Annotated in this window: 14 protein-coding genes and 2 tRNA genes; 11 read left to right on the top strand and 5 right to left on the bottom strand. The window is 69.4% G+C overall.

Annotation, left to right across the window (positions count from 1 at the left end):
* The first annotated feature begins 296 nt into the window (after window positions 1-296).
* From dnaN to AC5WRL_RS22810, 10 genes are all read left to right on the top strand, one after another.
* Window positions 297-1,427 carry a DNA polymerase III subunit beta gene (gene dnaN, locus AC5WRL_RS22855; RefSeq protein ID WP_496090514.1) on the top strand — a complete coding sequence of 377 codons (1,131 nt, stop codon included), beginning with the start codon at window positions 297-299 and terminating at the stop codon, window positions 1,425-1,427.
* Window positions 1,428-1,636: 209 nt separating this feature from the next.
* Window positions 1,637-2,512, top strand: coding sequence for a phosphogluconate dehydrogenase (NAD(+)-dependent, decarboxylating) (gene gnd, locus AC5WRL_RS22850; protein WP_496090513.1), 876 nt, complete (start codon window positions 1,637-1,639; stop codon window positions 2,510-2,512).
* A 23-nt stretch (window positions 2,513-2,535) separates the two neighbouring features.
* A complete protein-coding gene (gene recF, locus AC5WRL_RS22845; protein WP_496090577.1) occupies window positions 2,536-3,672 on the top strand; it encodes a DNA replication/repair protein RecF in 1,137 nt (378 codons plus the stop codon).
* Window positions 3,647-4,216, top strand: a complete 570-nt coding sequence (locus tag AC5WRL_RS22840) for a DciA family protein (RefSeq protein ID WP_496090512.1) — start codon at window positions 3,647-3,649, stop codon at window positions 4,214-4,216. The genes recF and AC5WRL_RS22840 overlap by 26 nt, the downstream gene beginning before the upstream one ends.
* 261 nt (window positions 4,217-4,477) lie before the next feature.
* Window positions 4,478-6,553 (top strand): DNA topoisomerase (ATP-hydrolyzing) subunit B, encoded by a 2,076-nt coding sequence (gene gyrB, locus AC5WRL_RS22835; protein ID WP_496090576.1) that lies wholly within the window; start codon window positions 4,478-4,480, stop codon window positions 6,551-6,553.
* 52 nt (window positions 6,554-6,605) lie between these two features.
* Entirely contained in the window at window positions 6,606-9,218 is a 2,613-nt protein-coding gene (gene gyrA / locus AC5WRL_RS22830; RefSeq protein WP_496090511.1) for a DNA gyrase subunit A, read from the top strand.
* A gap of 92 nt (window positions 9,219-9,310) precedes the next feature.
* Window positions 9,311-9,907, top strand: coding sequence for a DUF3566 domain-containing protein (locus AC5WRL_RS22825; protein ID WP_496090510.1), 597 nt, complete (start codon window positions 9,311-9,313; stop codon window positions 9,905-9,907).
* A gap of 68 nt (window positions 9,908-9,975) precedes the next feature.
* Window positions 9,976-10,052 (top strand) — tRNA-Ile (locus tag AC5WRL_RS22820).
* Between the two features lie 150 nt (window positions 10,053-10,202).
* Window positions 10,203-10,346 carry a DLW-39 family protein gene (locus AC5WRL_RS22815; RefSeq protein ID WP_019432167.1) on the top strand — a complete coding sequence of 48 codons (144 nt, stop codon included), beginning with the start codon at window positions 10,203-10,205 and terminating at the stop codon, window positions 10,344-10,346.
* 103 nt (window positions 10,347-10,449) lie between these two features.
* Window positions 10,450-11,760: a hypothetical protein gene (locus AC5WRL_RS22810; protein ID WP_496090509.1), complete on the top strand. Its 1,311-nt coding sequence runs from the start codon at window positions 10,450-10,452 to the stop codon at window positions 11,758-11,760.
* 216 nt (window positions 11,761-11,976) lie between these two features.
* Here AC5WRL_RS22810 and AC5WRL_RS22805 read toward each other — a convergent pair whose 3' ends face one another.
* Together AC5WRL_RS22805 and AC5WRL_RS22800 are read right to left on the bottom strand one after the other, a co-directional pair.
* Window positions 11,977-13,125 carry a serine/threonine-protein kinase gene (locus tag AC5WRL_RS22805; protein WP_496090508.1) on the bottom strand — a complete coding sequence of 383 codons (1,149 nt, stop codon included), beginning with the start codon at window positions 13,123-13,125 and terminating at the stop codon, window positions 11,977-11,979.
* Entirely contained in the window at window positions 13,125-13,685 is a 561-nt protein-coding gene (locus AC5WRL_RS22800; RefSeq protein ID WP_496090507.1) for a helix-turn-helix domain-containing protein, read from the bottom strand. The genes AC5WRL_RS22805 and AC5WRL_RS22800 overlap by 1 nt, the downstream gene beginning before the upstream one ends.
* A gap of 143 nt (window positions 13,686-13,828) precedes the next feature.
* Here AC5WRL_RS22800 and AC5WRL_RS22795 point away from each other — a divergent pair.
* Window positions 13,829-13,901, top strand: a tRNA-Ala gene (locus AC5WRL_RS22795).
* A gap of 347 nt (window positions 13,902-14,248) precedes the next feature.
* On the opposite strand, the gene AC5WRL_RS22790 is transcribed toward AC5WRL_RS22795, so the two are convergent.
* The 3 genes from AC5WRL_RS22790 to AC5WRL_RS22780 are packed head-to-tail and all read right to left on the bottom strand — an operon-like array spanning window position 14,249 to window position 16,157.
* Complete coding sequence (locus AC5WRL_RS22790) at window positions 14,249-15,247, bottom strand: alpha/beta hydrolase family protein (protein WP_496090506.1); 999 nt, start codon at window positions 15,245-15,247, stop codon at window positions 14,249-14,251.
* Between the two features lie 44 nt (window positions 15,248-15,291).
* Window positions 15,292-15,642 (bottom strand): hypothetical protein, encoded by a 351-nt coding sequence (locus tag AC5WRL_RS22785; protein WP_496090505.1) that lies wholly within the window; start codon window positions 15,640-15,642, stop codon window positions 15,292-15,294.
* Between the two features lie 14 nt (window positions 15,643-15,656).
* Window positions 15,657-16,157: a TetR/AcrR family transcriptional regulator gene (locus AC5WRL_RS22780; protein WP_496090504.1), complete on the bottom strand. Its 501-nt coding sequence runs from the start codon at window positions 16,155-16,157 to the stop codon at window positions 15,657-15,659.
* Between the last annotated feature and the right edge of the window lie 56 nt (window positions 16,158-16,213).

The following is a 16,213-nucleotide window of genomic DNA, read 5'->3' as shown; positions in this document are numbered from 1 at the left end:
TGTTCATCCACCGGTCCATGCACAGGCAGTGTGGACAAAAAACGGTGCCTGAGCTGGGAAAAGGGAGTTATCCACGGTTTCCACAGGCCCTACTACTACTACGACACAGTTAGTGGGAGGAGGTCGTTTCGAAGTGGGTGCTGTGGATGAACGGGCCTCAGCCGGTCTACCCATCCCGGATCGATTTGACGCACTCCAGCCCCTACTGTCAGTGGGGTGCGTCAGACTGGTGGCCGGTAAGAGCCAGCGAGGCAGCAAGGGCTGGGAGCAGCCAGCGACAGCAGGAGGCGGCTGAAGTGAAGATCCGGGTAGAACGCGATGTGCTCGCGGAGGCGGTGGCATGGGCCGCACGGAGCCTGCCGGCCCGACCGCCGGTGCCGGTTCTCGCTGGCCTGTTGCTGAAGGCCGAGGACGGCATGCTGAGCCTGTCCGGCTTCGACTACGAGGTCTCGGCGCGGGTCTCGGTGGAGGTGGACGCCGAGGAGGAGGGCACCGTCCTGGTGTCCGGCCGGCTGCTGGCCGACATCTGCCGGGCGCTGCCGAACCGTCCGGTGGAGATCTCCACCGACGGGGTGCGGGTCTCGCTGGTCTGTGGCTCCTCGCGGTTCACGCTGCACACGCTGCCGGTGGAGGAGTACCCGGCGCTGCCGCAGATGCCGACCGCGACCGGCACGGTGCCCGGTGAGGTCTTCGCGTCCGCCGTCGCCCAGGTGGCGATCGCGGCCGGCCGGGACGACACGCTGCCGGTGCTGACCGGGGTGCGGATCGAGATCGAGGGCGACACGGTCACCCTGGCCTCCACCGACCGCTACCGGTTCGCGGTGCGGGAGTTCCTGTGGAAGCCGGAGATCGCCGATGTGTCGGCGGTGGCGCTGGTGCCCGCCAAAACGCTGCTGGACACCGCGAAGTCCCTCAGTGGCGGCGAGACGGTCTCGCTGGCGCTGTCGGGCTCGGGGTCCGGCGAGGGCCTGATCGGCTTCGAGGGGGCGGGCCGGCGTACCACCACGCGGCTGCTGGAGGGTGACCTGCCGAAGTACCGCACGCTGTTCCCGACCGAGTTCAACTCGGTGGCGGTGATCGAGACGGCGCCGTTCGTGGAGGCCGTCAAGCGGGTGGCGCTGGTGGCCGAGCGGAACACCCCGGTGCGGTTGAGCTTCGAGCAGGGTGTGCTGACCCTGGAGGCGGGGTCGAGCGACGACGCACAGGCTGTGGAGCGGGTGGACGCGGACCTGGAGGGCGACGACATCTCGATCGCCTTCAACCCGGGCTTCCTGCTGGAGGGGCTGAGCGCGATCGACTCCCCGGTGGCGCAGCTGGCGTTCACCACCTCGACCAAGCCGGCCCTGCTGAGCGGGCGCCCCGCGAAGGACGCGGAGGCGGATCAGGCGTACAAGTACCTGATCATGCCGGTGCGGCTGTCCGGCTGAGTACGACGGCCGGGGGCGGCTCGGGAGTGTGAGGGTCGCCCCTCACAAGATCGCGTATGCCGGTGCGGCTGTCCGGCTGAGTACGACGGCCGGGGCCGTGCCGTCCGTACGGTGCGGCCTCAGCCGTGTGAGCGGCTGACCCCGCAGGTGAGCGCGGGGGTGCGGGCGTAGGCTCGGCTGCGAACGTCAAGCACGATGAAGGAGTCCTGATGGAGCTGGGTCTCGTCGGCCTGGGCAAAATGGGCGGGAATATGCGCGAGCGCATCCGCCGTGCCGGTCACACTGTCGTCGGGTATGCCCAGCAGCGGGATGTCTCGGATGTGCACAGTCTCAAGGAGCTGGTGGATTCGCTGGCCGCGCCGCGTGTGGTGTGGCTGATGGTGCCGGCGGGTGAGGCGACCCAGTCGACCGTGGATCAGCTGGGTGAGCTGCTGGAGCCCGGTGATGTGGTGGTCGACGGCGGTAACTCGCGGTGGACGGATGACGAGAAGCACGCCGAGCAGCTGGGTGCCAAGGGCATCGGGTTCGTGGACTGCGGGGTCTCCGGCGGGGTGTGGGGTCTGGAGAACGGTTACGCGCTGATGTACGGCGGTGACGCCGAGCATGTGGCGCGGGTGCGGCCGATCTTCGAGGCGCTGAAGCCCGAGGGCGAGTTCGGCGCGGTGCACGCGGGCAAGGTGGGTGCCGGGCACTTCGCGAAGATGGTGCACAACGGCATCGAGTACGCGATGATGCAGGCCTTCGCGGAGGGCTGGGAGCTGCTGGAGACCGTGGATTCGGTCACCGATGTGCGGGAGGTCTTCCGGTCCTGGCAGGAGGGCACGGTGATCCGGTCCTGGCTGCTGGATCTGTCGGTGCGGGCGCTGGATGACGATGAGCACCTGGAGCAGCTGCGCGGGTACGCGGCGGACTCGGGTGAGGGTCGTTGGACGGTGGAGGCGGCGATCGACAACGCGGTGCCGCTGCCGGCGATCACGGCGTCGCTGTTCGCGCGGTTCGGGTCGCGGCAGGATGATTCGCCGCAGATGAAGATGATCGCGGCGCTGCGTAACCAGTTCGGTGGTCACGCGGTCGAGAGCAAGTAGCGGTTGGGCCGGCGGGGCGCATGGTGCATGTGACGCATCTGTCGCTGGCCGACTTCCGGTCCTATGCCCGGGCCGAGGTGGAACTCGGCCCGGGCGTTTCGTCGTTCCTGGGCCCGAATGGGCAGGGGAAGACGAATCTGGTCGAGGCGGTCGGTTATCTGGCGACGCTGGGCAGTCACCGGGTCTCCTCGGACGCGCCGCTGGTGCGCGCGGGTGCGGAGCGTGCGGTGGTGCGGGCGGCGGTGGTGGAGGGGGATCGGCGTCAGCTGGTGGAGCTGGAGCTGAATCCGGGGCGGGCGAATCGGGCGCGGATCAATCGGGCTTCTCAGGTGCGTCCGCGGGATGTGCTGGGGATTGTCCGTACGGTGTTGTTCGCGCCGGAGGATCTGGCGCTGGTGAAGGGTGATCCGGGGGATCGGCGGCGGTTTCTGGATGAGCTGGTCACGGCGCGGGTGCCGCGGCTGGCGGGGGTGCGGTCGGATTACGAGCGGGTGTTGCGGCAGCGCAATACGTTGCTGAAGTCGGCGGCGATGGCGCGGCGGCACGGTGGTCGTGGGGTGGATCTGTCGACGCTGGATGTGTGGGATCAGCATCTGGCGCGGGCGGGTGCGGAGTTGTGGGGGCAGCGTCTTGGGTTGCTGGCGGCGGTGGGGCCGTTGGCGGACAAGGCGTACGAGGAGTTGGCGCCGGGGGGCGGTCCGGTGGGGCTTGAGTACCGTTCGGTGGCGACCGAGGAGCCGTTGGACGGGGGTGCGGGGCGGGATGAGTTGTACGGGGTGCTGCTGGCCGCGCTGGGGGAGGCGCGGAAGCGGGAGATCGAGCGTGGGGTGACGCTGGTGGGGCCGCACCGGGATGAGCTGGTGGTGCGGCTCGGGGAGTTGCCGGCGAAGGGGTATGCGAGTCACGGGGAGTCGTGGTCGCTGGCGTTGGCGTTGCGGTTGGCGGCGTACGGGTTGCTGCGGGAGGAGGGCCCGGAGCCGGTGCTGGTGCTCGACGATGTGTTCGCGGAGTTGGACGGGCGGCGGCGGGAGCGGCTGGCGGGTCTGGTGTCGGGTGGGGAGCAGGTGTTGGTGACGGCGGCGGTGCCGGAGGATGTGCCGGCGGTGTTGGCGGGGTCGCGGTTCGCGGTGTCGGGTGGGCGGGTCGAACGTGAGAAGTGAGCGTAAGGAAAAGGAAGAGGAAGAGGAGCCGAAGGGGCCGGAGCCGACGGGGGTTGATCTGGCGCGGGTGGCGTTGCGGGCGGCGAAGGCGCGGGCCAGGGAGCGTGGGGAGCAGGCGGGGCAGCGGCGGCAGGCGCGGCGTGGTGGGGGGTTGCGGTCGGGTGCGCGTCCGGGGGGTCGGGATCCGTTGTTGCTGGGGGCGGCGGTGGAGCGGTTGCGGTTGGAGCGGGGGTGGGAGGTTCCGCTGGCGGTGGGTGGGGTGATGGGTCGGTGGCCGGAGTTGGTGGGACCGGAGATCGCGGCGCATTGTGTGCCGTTGTCGTTCGACGAGGCGGAGCGGGTGTTGTCGGTGCGCTGTGATTCGACGGCGTGGGCGACGCAGTTGCGGTGGATGGCTCCGCAGGTGGTGAAGAAGTTGAACGCGGATGTGGGTCAGGGTTCGGTGCGGTTGATCAAGGTGGTGGGTCCTGGGGGTCCGCCGCGGGCGGGTGGGGGCCGGTTGCGGGCGCCGGGGAGCCGGGGTCCTGGTGACACGTATGGGTAGGGTTGGGCGGCTTGGGGTGTGATGCCGGTCACGTTGCTGTGGGTTGACAGGGGAAGGCGCTGAGCGCCGCCTGGAGCCGATGCGGCCCCGGGGCCGCATATGGGGAGTCGGGGGACGCCAGTTCAGGGCGGCACATGCGGACTCAGGGCCCGGCAAACCGCCATCGGGGTTGGCGCTAGCGGTAGACTGGGCGACATCCGTGCTGTCGCGGACCATAGTCGAACGACGCAGCCGTTTCTGTGGGAACGCAGACGGCTCGCGCTGTGCCAGAAAGGGCGCTTCGTGGCCGATTCCGGCGATTCCAACAAGAACATTCCGACCCCCGGTGCTGAGCCGGAGGCCGCGCTCGGTGTGCCGGCGGATGGTGTGGCGTACGACGCCAGTGCGATTACGGTGCTGGAGGGGCTGGACGCGGTCCGTATGCGGCCGGGCATGTACATCGGGTCGACCGGTGAACGTGGTCTGCATCACCTGGTGTACGAGGTGGTGGACAACGCGGTCGATGAGGCGCTGGCGGGCTATGCGGACACCATCGGGGTGACGCTGCTGGCGGACGGCGGGGTCCGCGTGGTGGACAACGGCCGTGGTATTCCGGTGGGCATTGTGCCCTCGGAGGGCAAGCCGGCGGTCGAGGTCGTGCTGACGGTGCTGCACGCGGGCGGCAAGTTCGGCGGCGGCGGTTACGCGGTGTCCGGTGGTCTGCACGGTGTGGGTGTGTCGGTGGTGAACGCGCTGTCCACGAAGGTGGCGGTGGAGATTCGCACGGATGGTCACCGTTGGACGCAGGAGTACGCGCTGGGGGTGCCGACGGCGCCGCTGGCGCAGCACGAGGCCACGGATGAGACCGGTACGACGGTGTCGTTCTGGGCCGACGGCGACATTTTTGAGACGACGGACTATTCGTTCGAGACGCTGTCGCGGCGTTTCCAGGAGATGGCGTTCCTGAACAAGGGGCTGACGATCTCGCTGACGGATGAGCGGGCGGCGGCGAAGCAGACCTCGGGTGCGGATTCGGTGGCGGCGGAGGACGATGACCAGCCGCGTACCGTGACGTACCACTACGAAGGTGGCATTTCAGACTTTGTGCGGCATCTGAACTCCCGCAAGGGCGAGCCGGTGCACCCCTCGGTGATCGACATCGAGGCGGAGGACACCGAGCGCAAGCTTTCGGTCGAGATCGCGATGCAGTGGAACGCCCAGTACAGCGAGGGGGTCTACTCCTTCGCCAACACCATCCACACGCACGAGGGCGGCACCCACGAGGAGGGCTTCCGGGCGGCGCTGACCGCGCTGGTCAACCGGTATGCCCGGGACAAGAAGCTGCTGCGCGAGAAGGACGACAACCTGACGGGTGAGGACATCCGCGAGGGTCTCACCGCGATCATCTCGGTCAAGCTCGGCGAGCCGCAGTTCGAGGGTCAGACCAAGACCAAGCTGGGCAACACCGAGGCGAAGACCTTTGTGCAGAAGATCGTGCACGAGCACTTCACCGACTGGCTGGACCGTAACCCCTCCGAGGCCGCCGACATCATCCGCAAGTCCATCCAGGCGGCCACCGCCCGGGTGGCGGCCCGCAAGGCGCGCGATCTGACCCGTCGCAAGGGCCTGCTGGAGACGGCGTCGCTGCCCGGCAAGCTGAGCGACTGCCAGTCGAACGACGCCGCCAAGTGCGAGATCTTCATCGTGGAGGGTGACTCGGCCGGCGGCTCGGCCAAGGCCGGCCGCGATCCGCAGTTCCAGGCGATCCTCCCGATCCGCGGCAAGATCCTCAATGTGGAGAAGGCCCGGATCGACAAGGTCCTCCAGAACACCGAGGTCCAGGCGCTGATCTCGGCGTTCGGCACCGGCATTCACGAGGACTTCGACATCAGCAAGCTCCGCTACCACAAGATCATCTTGATGGCGGACGCCGACGTCGACGGCCAGCACATCAACACCCTCCTGCTCACCCTCCTCTTCCGCTTCATGCGCCCGCTGGTCGAGGCCGGGCACGTCTTCCTCTCCCAGCCCCCGCTCTACAAGATCAAGTGGGGCCGCGAGGAGTTCGAGTACGCGTACTCCGACCGCGAGCGCGACTCCCTCATCCTGCTGGGCCGCGAGCGCGGCAAGCGCATCCGCGAGGACTCCATCCAGCGCTTCAAGGGCCTGGGCGAGATGAACGCCGAGGAACTGCGGGTCACCACCATGGACATCGCGCACCGCGTGCTGCGCCAGGTGACGCTCGATGACGCGGCGGCGGCCGATGACCTGTTCTCGATCCTGATGGGCGAGGACGTGGAGGCACGCCGGTCCTTCATCCAGCGCAACGCGAAGGACGTCCGGTTCCTGGACATCTGAGCAGCACCCCACCTGGCATCCTGAGCAGCTTGAGAGGAATCGGACTTCCGTCATGGCCGACGACATCACCCCCACCTCGGACGGCGGGGACTCCCCCGTCGCCGAGAACCCCGCCGCGGTGCTCGAAGAAGAAGTGGTCCAGCGCATCGAGCCGGTGACGCTCGAAACCGAGATGCAGCGCTCGTATCTCGACTACGCGATGAGCGTCATCGTCTCCCGCGCGCTGCCCGACGTGCGCGACGGCCTCAAGCCGGTGCACCGGCGCGTGCTGTACGCCATGTACGACGGCGGCTACCGCCCCGAGCGCGGCTACTACAAGTGCGCCCGCGTCGTCGGCGACGTGATGGGTACGTACCACCCGCACGGCGACAGCTCCATCTACGACGCCCTGGTGCGCCTCGCCCAGACCTGGACCATGCGGATGCCGCTGGTCGACTCCAACGGCAACTTCGGCTCCCCGGGCAACGACCCGGCCGCCGCCATGCGGTACACCGAGTGCCGGCTGGCGCCGCTGGCCATGGAGATGCTGCGGGACATCGACGAGGAGACCGTCGACTTCCAGGACAACTACGACGGCCGCAACCAGGAGCCGACGGTCCTGCCGTCCCGCTTCCCGGCGCTCCTGATCAACGGCTCGGCCGGCATCGCGGTCGGCATGGCCACCAACATCCCGCCGCACAACCTGCGCGAGGTCGCGGCCGGCGCCCAGTGGTACCTGGAGCACCCCGAGGCGAGCAACGAGGAGCTGCTGGAGGCCCTGATCGAGCGGATCAAGGGCCCCGACTTCCCCACCGGCGCGCTGGTGGTGGGCCGCAAGGGCATCGAGGAGGCGTACCGTACCGGGCGCGGCTCGATCACCATGCGGGCGGTCGTCGCGGTGGAGGAGATCCAGGGCCGGCAGTGCCTGGTGGTCACCGAGCTGCCGTACCAGGTCAACCCGGACAATCTCGCGCTGAAGATCGCCGATCTGGTGAAGGACGGCCGGGTCGGCGGGATCGCCGACGTACGGGACGAGACGTCCTCGCGCACCGGTCAGCGGCTGGTGATCGTTCTCAAGCGGGACGCGGTCGCCAAGGTGGTGCTGAACAACCTCTACAAGCACACCGATCTCCAGACCAACTTCGGCGCCAACATGCTGGCGCTGGTGGACGGGGTGCCGCGCACCCTGTCGCTGGACGCGTTCATCCGCAACTGGGTGAGCCACCAGATCGACGTGATCGTGCGCCGGACCCGCTACCGGCTGCGCAAGGCCGAGGAGCGGGCGCACATCCTGCGCGGTCTGCTCAAGGCGCTGGAGGCGATCGACGAGGTCATCGCGCTGATCCGGCGTTCGGACACCGCCGATGTGGCGCGTGGCGGGCTGATGAGCCTGCTGGAGATCGACGAGATCCAGGCGAACGCGATCCTGGAGATGCAGCTGCGCCGGCTCGCCGCCCTGGAGCGGCAGCGGATCATCGCCGAGCACGACGAACTCCAGGCGAAGATCGACGAGTACAACGCGATCCTGGCCTCGCCGCAGCGGCAGCGCACCATCATCTCGGAGGAGCTGGCGGCGATCGTCGCCAAGTTCGGGAACGACCGGCGCACCGCGCTGGTGCCGTTCGAGGGCGACATGTCCATCGAGGACCTGATCGCCGAAGAGGACATCGTCGTCACCATCACGCGCGGCGGCTACGTCAAGCGCACCAAGACGGTGGACTACCGGGCGCAGAAGCGCGGCGGCAAGGGGGTGCGCGGCACCAAGCTGCGCGAGGACGACATCGTCGACCACTTCTTCGTCTCCACCACGCACCACTGGCTGCTGTTCTTCACCAACAAGGGCCGGGTGTACCGGGCGAAGGCGTACGAGCTCCCGGACGCCGGGCGGGACGCGCGCGGGCAGCATGTGGCGAACCTCCTGGCCTTCCAGCCCGATGAGCGGATCGCGGAGATCCTGGCGGTGCGGGACTACGAGGCGGCGCCGTATCTGGTGCTGGCCACCAAGTCGGGTCTGGTGAAGAAGACCGCGCTGAAGGATTACGACTCGCCGCGTTCGGGCGGGGTCATCGCCGTCAACCTCCGGGAGATGGAGGACGGCCGGGACGATGAGCTGATCGGTGCCGAGCTGGTGTCGGCGGACGATGATCTGCTGCTGATCAGCAAGAAGGCGCAGTCGATCCGGTTCACCGCCACCGATGACTCGCTGCGGCCGATGGGCCGGGCGACGTCGGGGGTGAAGGGGATGAGTTTCCGCCCCGGTGACGAACTGCTGTCGATGAGTGTGGTGCGGGCGGGCACGTACGTGTTCACGGCCACCGACGGCGGGTACGCCAAGCGGACCCCGGTGGACGAGTACCGGGTGCAGGGCCGCGGCGGGCTGGGGATCAAGGCGGCGAAGATCGTCGAGGACCGTGGTTCGCTGGTCGGCGCGCTGGTGGTGGAGGCCACCGACGAGATCCTGGCGATCACGCTCGGGGGTGGCGTGATCCGTACCCGGGTGAACGAGGTGCGCGAGACCGGCCGTGACACCATGGGCGTCCAGCTCATCAACCTCGGGAAGCGGGATGCCGTCGTCGGTATCGCGCGCAATGCCGAGGCGGGCCGGGAGGCTGAGGAAGTCGAGGCCATCGAGGGCGAGGCGGGCGCCGAAGGCGACGCCGGGCCGGTCACGAGCGACGAGGAGTAGGCGTGAGTGGTGCCACGGGCGCCGCGAGCAGTGAGGCCGGGCCACAGTCCGCCGGGCCGTCCCAGGAAGACACGACTCGTGGGGGTTCCACGATGACCAGCGCCAGACCGGTGGATCCTTACTCACAGGACGGGGCGACCGGCCAGACCGGGCAGACGTACCACCCGCCGCAGGCCTACCCGGCGCCGCCGGGCGCGGCCCCGGGCGTCGGCCAGCAGGGCGGCGGGGGCGGTGGCACGTCCGGGGGCGGCACCCTGGGCGGCGGCACGCAGGGAGCGGGGGTGCGCCGGCCGCGTACGGGGGCCCGTACGGTGCCGCGCACCCGCAAGGCGCGGCTGCGGGTGGCCAAGGCCGATCCGTGGTCGGTGATGAAGGTCAGCTTTCTGCTGTCGATCGCGATCGGGATCTGCACGATCATCGCGGTGTGGGTGCTGTGGATGGTCATGGACGCGATGGGGGTCTTCTCCTCCATCGGCGATGTGATCATCGAGGCGACGGCGGCGGAGGACGGTTCGGGCTTCGACCTGGAGAGTTTCCTGTCGCTGCCGCGGGTGCTGATGTTCACCACGCTGATCGCGGTGATCGACGTGGTGCTGGCCACCGCGCTGGCCACGCTGGGGGCGTTCATCTACAACCTGTCGGCGGGCTTCGTCGGCGGGGTGGAGGTCACCCTGGCGGAGGACGAGTAACCCCAGATCAGGGATGCGCCAACCGATTTGGGCCCACGCCGGGGATGCGTTAATCTATCTCTGCGCGAGGGGCTATAGCTCAGATGGTTAGAGCGCATCCCTGATAAGGATGAGGCCACAGGTTCAAGTCCTGTTAGCCCCACCAGCGAGAACGCCCCCGGCCGGATTCCGGCCGGGGGCGTTTGACGCCCAGGCTTGACGCCATCCCCCTTGACATCAGCCTTCCGCCGCGCCTGTTCGGTATCATCGGGCGGGCGGATGATTCCTTAACGTCGAAGAAGGACGAGGTAGCGCGGTGAAGAAGCTCCTCCTGGTCGCACTGGCCACTGTCGGTGGTCTCCTCGTGTACCGCCAGCTCCAGGCCAAGAAGGCCGAGGACGACCTGTGGACGGAGGCCACGGACACCGTGCCGGCCGACTCCGCCCCCGCGGGCGTCTGACCCTCCGTCGAATTGCTCCTGGGCTCCCACCGCTTCACGCGGCTGGGGGCCCATGGTGTTGTGTGGGGGACGTATGTGGCGAACAGCAGGGGGAAGTTGACGCATGGACCGGATACGGGGCCGGGGCCGCAGATGTGCCCTGGTGGCGGGGATGACGGGGGTGCTGCTGGTGCTGGCGCCCGTGGTGCGGGCGGCGCCGGTGGCGGCCGAGGAGCGGCCGGACGGCTACCGGACGGCGGAGCGGGCCGTCGTGGTGGAGGGCACGGCGACCAGCGCGGACGCGCCGCTGATCGAGGCCGGCGGGATCTACGACGACGTGATCGAGCCGGACGAGACGCTGTACTTCGCGCTGACCCTGGACGACTACTCCAGCGCCTACCTCACCACGGTGGCCGCGCCCGCCCCGGACACCGAGGTGCTGCGGGCCGATCGGATCGACGTGGCGCTGTCGACCACCGGCAACGACGACTGCGGCAAGAGCGGCGTGGAGTTCGGCACCGACGGGGCCGCCCGGCCGGTCTCCGCCTGGGTGGGGCGGCTGCTTGAGCAGTCCAGCGCCGCCTGCCAGCGGGCCGGCGACTTTCTGCTGACCGTCACCCGTACCAGCACCTCCGATCCGCGGCCCTGGCCGATCGAGATCAGCTTCGTGCTGGAGCCCCCGGTGGAGCGGGTGCAGCGCACCCCCGACCCGCTGGAGTGGGTGACCGAACTGCCCGTCATGCCCACCGGCAAGGGCACCCGCGTCGCCGGCGGCACCGGCTTCAACGACGCCCAGCCGATCGGTGAGGGCGTGTGGCGCGACGACATCCGCGCCGGGCAGACCCTCGTCTACCGGGTGCCGGTGGACTGGGGCCAGCAACTGGCGGTCGTGACGGAGCTGGCCAACTCCCCCAGCGGCAGCGGCGAGTACGTCAACCAGGCGGTACTCACCGAACTGCACGGGCCGCTGCGGGTCCGGGTCGGCGCCTCCACGTTCGGTCGGTATCAGGGGGACCAGTTCAGCCAGTGGGCGCTGAGCCCCCGGGTGGAGTACGGCAACCGGGCCATCACGGACAACGCCCTCATCAACCGGGGCCGGTTCCCGGGGTGGCACTACGTGATGGTGACCGTGCACCCGGATGTCGCCGCCGTCACCACCGAGCCGATCGGGCTGACCGTACGGGTCGCCCTGCTCGGGGAGCGCAGGGCCGGGCCGCCGTACGCCGGGGATCTGTTCGCCGCCGGGCTGGGGGTCACCGACGCCGACATCGATCAGGCGGACCGGGCGCTGAGCGACGCCGAGCTGGCCGCCGCCGGGCACTCCGGTGACCGGCGGCTGCTCGGGGTGACGGGGATCGCGGTCGGGGTGCTGCTGCTGGCGTTCCTGGGCGGCTGGCGGCTGCGCGACGGCCGCCGGGCCCGGGTGCGTACCTAGGGCCTGTCTGATGGATCCCGCCTGGCCCGCGGCGTCTGGCACGGCGCCTCGCTTCGTTGTCGAGACGTCCAAGTAGCCCCTCCCCAAGCTCTTCGAGCAGGGGATACCCCAGCGAGGACGCCCCTCCGCCTTGCGATGCGCCCCCAGCCTTCGGCCGGGAGGTGCCCCCTGCACCAGACGCCGCGGGCCCAACCGGCGCTATCCATCAGACAGGCCCTAGGCGGTCAGCAGGGCCCAGACGCCGAGGCCGATGCTCAGGGCCGCCAGCAGCAGGACCGGTATCGCGACCTTCGCCGGAGGGCCCGGGGGCGCGGGCGACGGCGCCGACGCCGAGGCCGGGTCGGGGGGCGGCGGGGTGTCGGCCCGGGTGAAGCCGGCCGTCGGAGCCTGCGCCAGCCGCACTGCCGGCGGCAGCGGCGGCCCGATGCGGTAGCTGCCGGTGGTCTCCTGGGCCCCCTCACTGTCGGTGGCCGCCACCGGTCCGGCCGGACCGTACCCGGCCGGCAGCGGACCGAGCTGATCGAAGATCTCCACCCGCTGCTCGGCGCCCTCGGCCGGGTTCTCCTCGGGCAGCAGCTCGATCGCGGCGGTGATCGCTTTGCGCACCCCGGTCGCGGTACGGAAGCGGGCCTCGGGGTCCGGGTCCAGCAGGGTGCTCAGCACCTGCCACAGCGGCTCCGGTACGAACTCGGGCGCCGCCGGTACGCCGCCGCCCTCGTGGTACGCCTCCGTCAGCGCCTGGGCGTCCGGCTTGGTGCCGGTCAGCAGGTAGAGGGCGACCAGGCCCACCGCGTACAGGTCGGCGCGGGTGTCCGGGTCGGCGCCCTCCAACTGCTCGGGGGCGAAGTAGCCCGGGGTGCCGATCACCAGGTTGGTCTCGGTGAGCCGGGCCTCGCCCTGCCGCATGGAGATCCCGAAGTCCGACAGCCGCAGCCGGGGCCGGCCGGTGCCGGTGGCTTCCAGCAGGATGTTGGCGGGCTTGATGTCGCGGTGGATGACGCCCTCGTCGTGAACCGCCTGGAGCCCGGCCAGCAGCTGGTCGAGCAGCAGGCACACGAAGCGCGGCGGGAGCGGCCCGTAGTCCCCGATCAGGTGGGAGAGCGAGCCGCCGGCCACCAGGTCCATGGTGAACAGCACCTGGTCGTCGTCGGCGGCCCAGCTGGTGGGCGCCAGCACATGGGGATGATCGATCCGTACCGCCTGTTCGCGGACGAAGCGCAGCAGGGTGTGGGCGTCGGACTGCTGGAGCACCTTGACCGCGACGTAGCGGGTACGGCGGTGGTCCCAGGCCCGCCACACCTCACCGGCGCCGCCGCGCCCGATCGGGTCGGCGAGTTCGTACCGTCCTGCGAAGACCTGGCCCATCAGCCCTGGTGGCTCTCATAGTGCTCGACCGCTTCGCGGGTCCTGGCGATGCCGTAGATCCGCAGGAACTCCGCCAGTTCGGGGTGGCTGTCGGCAAGCAGCCGGGAGGCGCTCTGGATCTCGGTGGCGTCGGAGACCGAGCGCAGCAGGGCCTGGATCTCCCGGACGACGCGCTTGGTGGGGTTGGCGGGGATGCCGAGCGAGCCGGAGCGGGTGGTGCCGGAGTGCGCGCCCAGGACGTTGCCGCCGGCGTTGCGGCGGATCTCGTCCATGGCGCCGGTGGCCTCGGCGGCGCTCATGTGGCCGGCCCGTACCTCGGTGGCAAGTTCCTGTAGCGCGCGGACCCGCTGAACCACGGCGGGGTTGCCGATCTTCGCGCGCTGTCCGCTCATCAGCTGGGACAGCATGGGCGCCGAGAGCCCCAGGACGACGGCGAGCCGCGCCTGGTTGAGGCCGAGATCGGTGATCAGCCGGCGGAAGAGGGTGCCCAGGGGCTCTCCGTACCAGGTGGTCTGCTGCTCTCTTGCCTTCTCGGTGGCCTCCTGTTGCGCAGAGTCCATCGTGTCTCCCCTTTGTTCTCCCCTGATCGCTTCACGTGAGCGAAGTTGCGCGTCATCCTACGGAGCGAGGTGGCGTGCGGGCGATACCCGGTCGGTTTCCGGCGGGAAGATTGGGTACGCTAGGCCATGCCCGATCGGGCGTCGGGGCCTTAGCTCAGTTGGTAGAGCGCCGTCTTTGCATGGCGGATGTCAGGAGTTCGACTCTCCTAGGCTCCACACGCTAAATGCCCTCTGACCTGCGGAAACGCAGTTTCAGAGGGCATTTTTTTGCGTCCGTTGGTGGGCACATTGGTTCTCGCTGGGCGCAAGGGTGGCCGCTGTCTCCCAGGGGATTTGCTCTCCCTTGTCTCTCCCGGTGATCTCCTGGGCCGGACCGTGGAGTGCTGGTGCAGAGATGTGAGCGATTCGTGAGCCGAGTCGCTTGAGGGCCCGGAGCTCGCCGGCAGCGATGTCAACCCGTCCAGTACGGCTCTCATCCCGCCGGGAATGACGGCACCACGGACGGCATGAGCGACACGGCTTTCACGGCTGGGCAGGGGAGCGGAGGCTGCTCTGGGGCCGGCTCAGCACTCCGTGAATCGGTGCAAGGCGTTGAGTACGGCCGGGGCGAGAGTGTCCGGGTGGTCGGCGTCGTGCAGCAGGTGGTCCACTCCGGGCAGCGTAACCCGGCCCGGCCCACGGATGTGTGCGTCGCGCAGGGCGGTGGTCAGGGCGTCCGTGGTGGCGCAAGGGACCTGGGGGTCGTTCGTGCCGCAGGTCAGCAGCACCTTGGTCCGGGGATGGAGTGCCGCGACGGTGTCCGGCGGGTAGATGGCGTCGTTGCTGTTCACGAACCGACCGGCCGCTTCGAAGGCTTGGAAGAACTGGGCTATCGGGGGCGGCAGTTCGCTGACGTCGACCGGTCGGTGTTCACGCAGGGCAGTGACGGCCGCGTCGACCGCCTCGTCGATGACGCGCTGCTCCTCCGGGGTGAACTGGCCGTGCCGGGTCGCCTCTTCGACCTGGGTGTGCAGTTGCAGCGCGACCAGGTCGAGCATGCGGATCGCCTGTGGTTGCAGCAGTGCCAGGCCGGCCGGGCGCGGGTGGACGGTGCCGCCGAGCAGCAGCCCGGTCATCGCGCCCTCGCTGTGCCCGACGATCATCAGCTGGCGCGGGTCGGTCTCCGGCTGATCGCGCAACAGCTCGTACGCGCCCTGGGCCTGGCGGACGAACGCCGGGTAGTCGAGCTCTTCGGGGCGGTCGGTGTAGTCGCCGAGCCCCGTGCGGCCGGTGCCATATTTGTCGAATCGCAGCGTGGCGACCTGGTCGCTGCCGAGCGCGTCGGCCAACTGCGCCAAGGTGTTCGACTGGGACGCGGGTGGCTGGTTGCCGTCACGGTCGTTGGGTCCGCTGCCGGGCAGCAGCAGTGCGGCCCGCAGTCGTTGCCCGGGACGGTGCGCGGGGACATGCAAGGTGCCGTACGTCGCCGTCCCGTCGACGGTGAAGACGACCTCGCGGTCGGAGGCGGGCACCAGGCGAGGAGCCGCCTCGGCCGGGGTGGCGGTCGTGATGGCCAAGGCCATCACGACCGTAGCGAAACGGAGGAGCACCGGATGTCTCTTTCAGTTCAGAGGAGGGCGTTTTCGACCAGTGCGACGGTGGCGCGGGGGTCGTCGACCTGGAGGACCAGACGGGTGTAGTAGTGGTCGACGAGTTCGACCACGACGGTTTTTGCCGGATCCCTGACGTCCCAGAACACCTTCTCGCCATCGAGATGGAACGTGCCGGCCGTGATGAGACCGGGGACGCGGGTGCCAGGTGCGCGGATGCCTTTGGGTTCGGCGATGATGCCGGGGTCGACGGTCGCGCCACGCACGTTGGCCACCGGGATGGTCAGGCTGCTCTTCAGCGCCCAGACCTTGTGGAGTCCCTCGATCACGACGACGAGGTCGTCACCGTCGATGCGAACCACTGCCATGTCGGTTTTCCTTGTCAGACGAGAAGATCGAGGCGTTGGGACAGTGCGGTGCCGACGCTGTCGGAGCTTCCGCGCAGGAGGATGCCCAAGGCGGCGGCAGTGAGGGCAGCGGCCAAGGTGGCGGGAATGCCGAGCGCGTCGGCGATCGCCTGGTCGACCGCGTCCAACGCGGCCCTCACCTCGGCGGCGACCTCCTCGTCGGCCGGTGCCCGTTCGGCCACCGCGAGCAGCAGCAGACCGAGGTCGGCGGACGTGACGAGCCGCAGCGCGGTCGCCGCATCCGATGCCGTGGCGAGCGCGTCGACCAAGGGACGGATGTCGTCAGCGAGGTGGCGGCGCAGGGCGACCATGTAGAGGCCGCGCTTGCTGCCGAACGTCTTGTACAGACTGTTGCGGTGCACGCCGAGGTGGTTGACGAGATCGTCGACGGACACCCCGTCGTAGGAGCGGCTGCCGAACAGCTCTACGGCGGCGCGCACCGCCATGTCCTCGTCGAACGCCCTTGGCCTTCCCATGACATGACAATATCCCGTTAGGGAACGGTCGGTCAAGAACGACTGTTCCTCAACTA

This window comes from Streptomyces sp. NTD107 (assembly GCF_059510435.1).
This window is presented reverse-complemented; position numbering and strand designations above follow the sequence as displayed.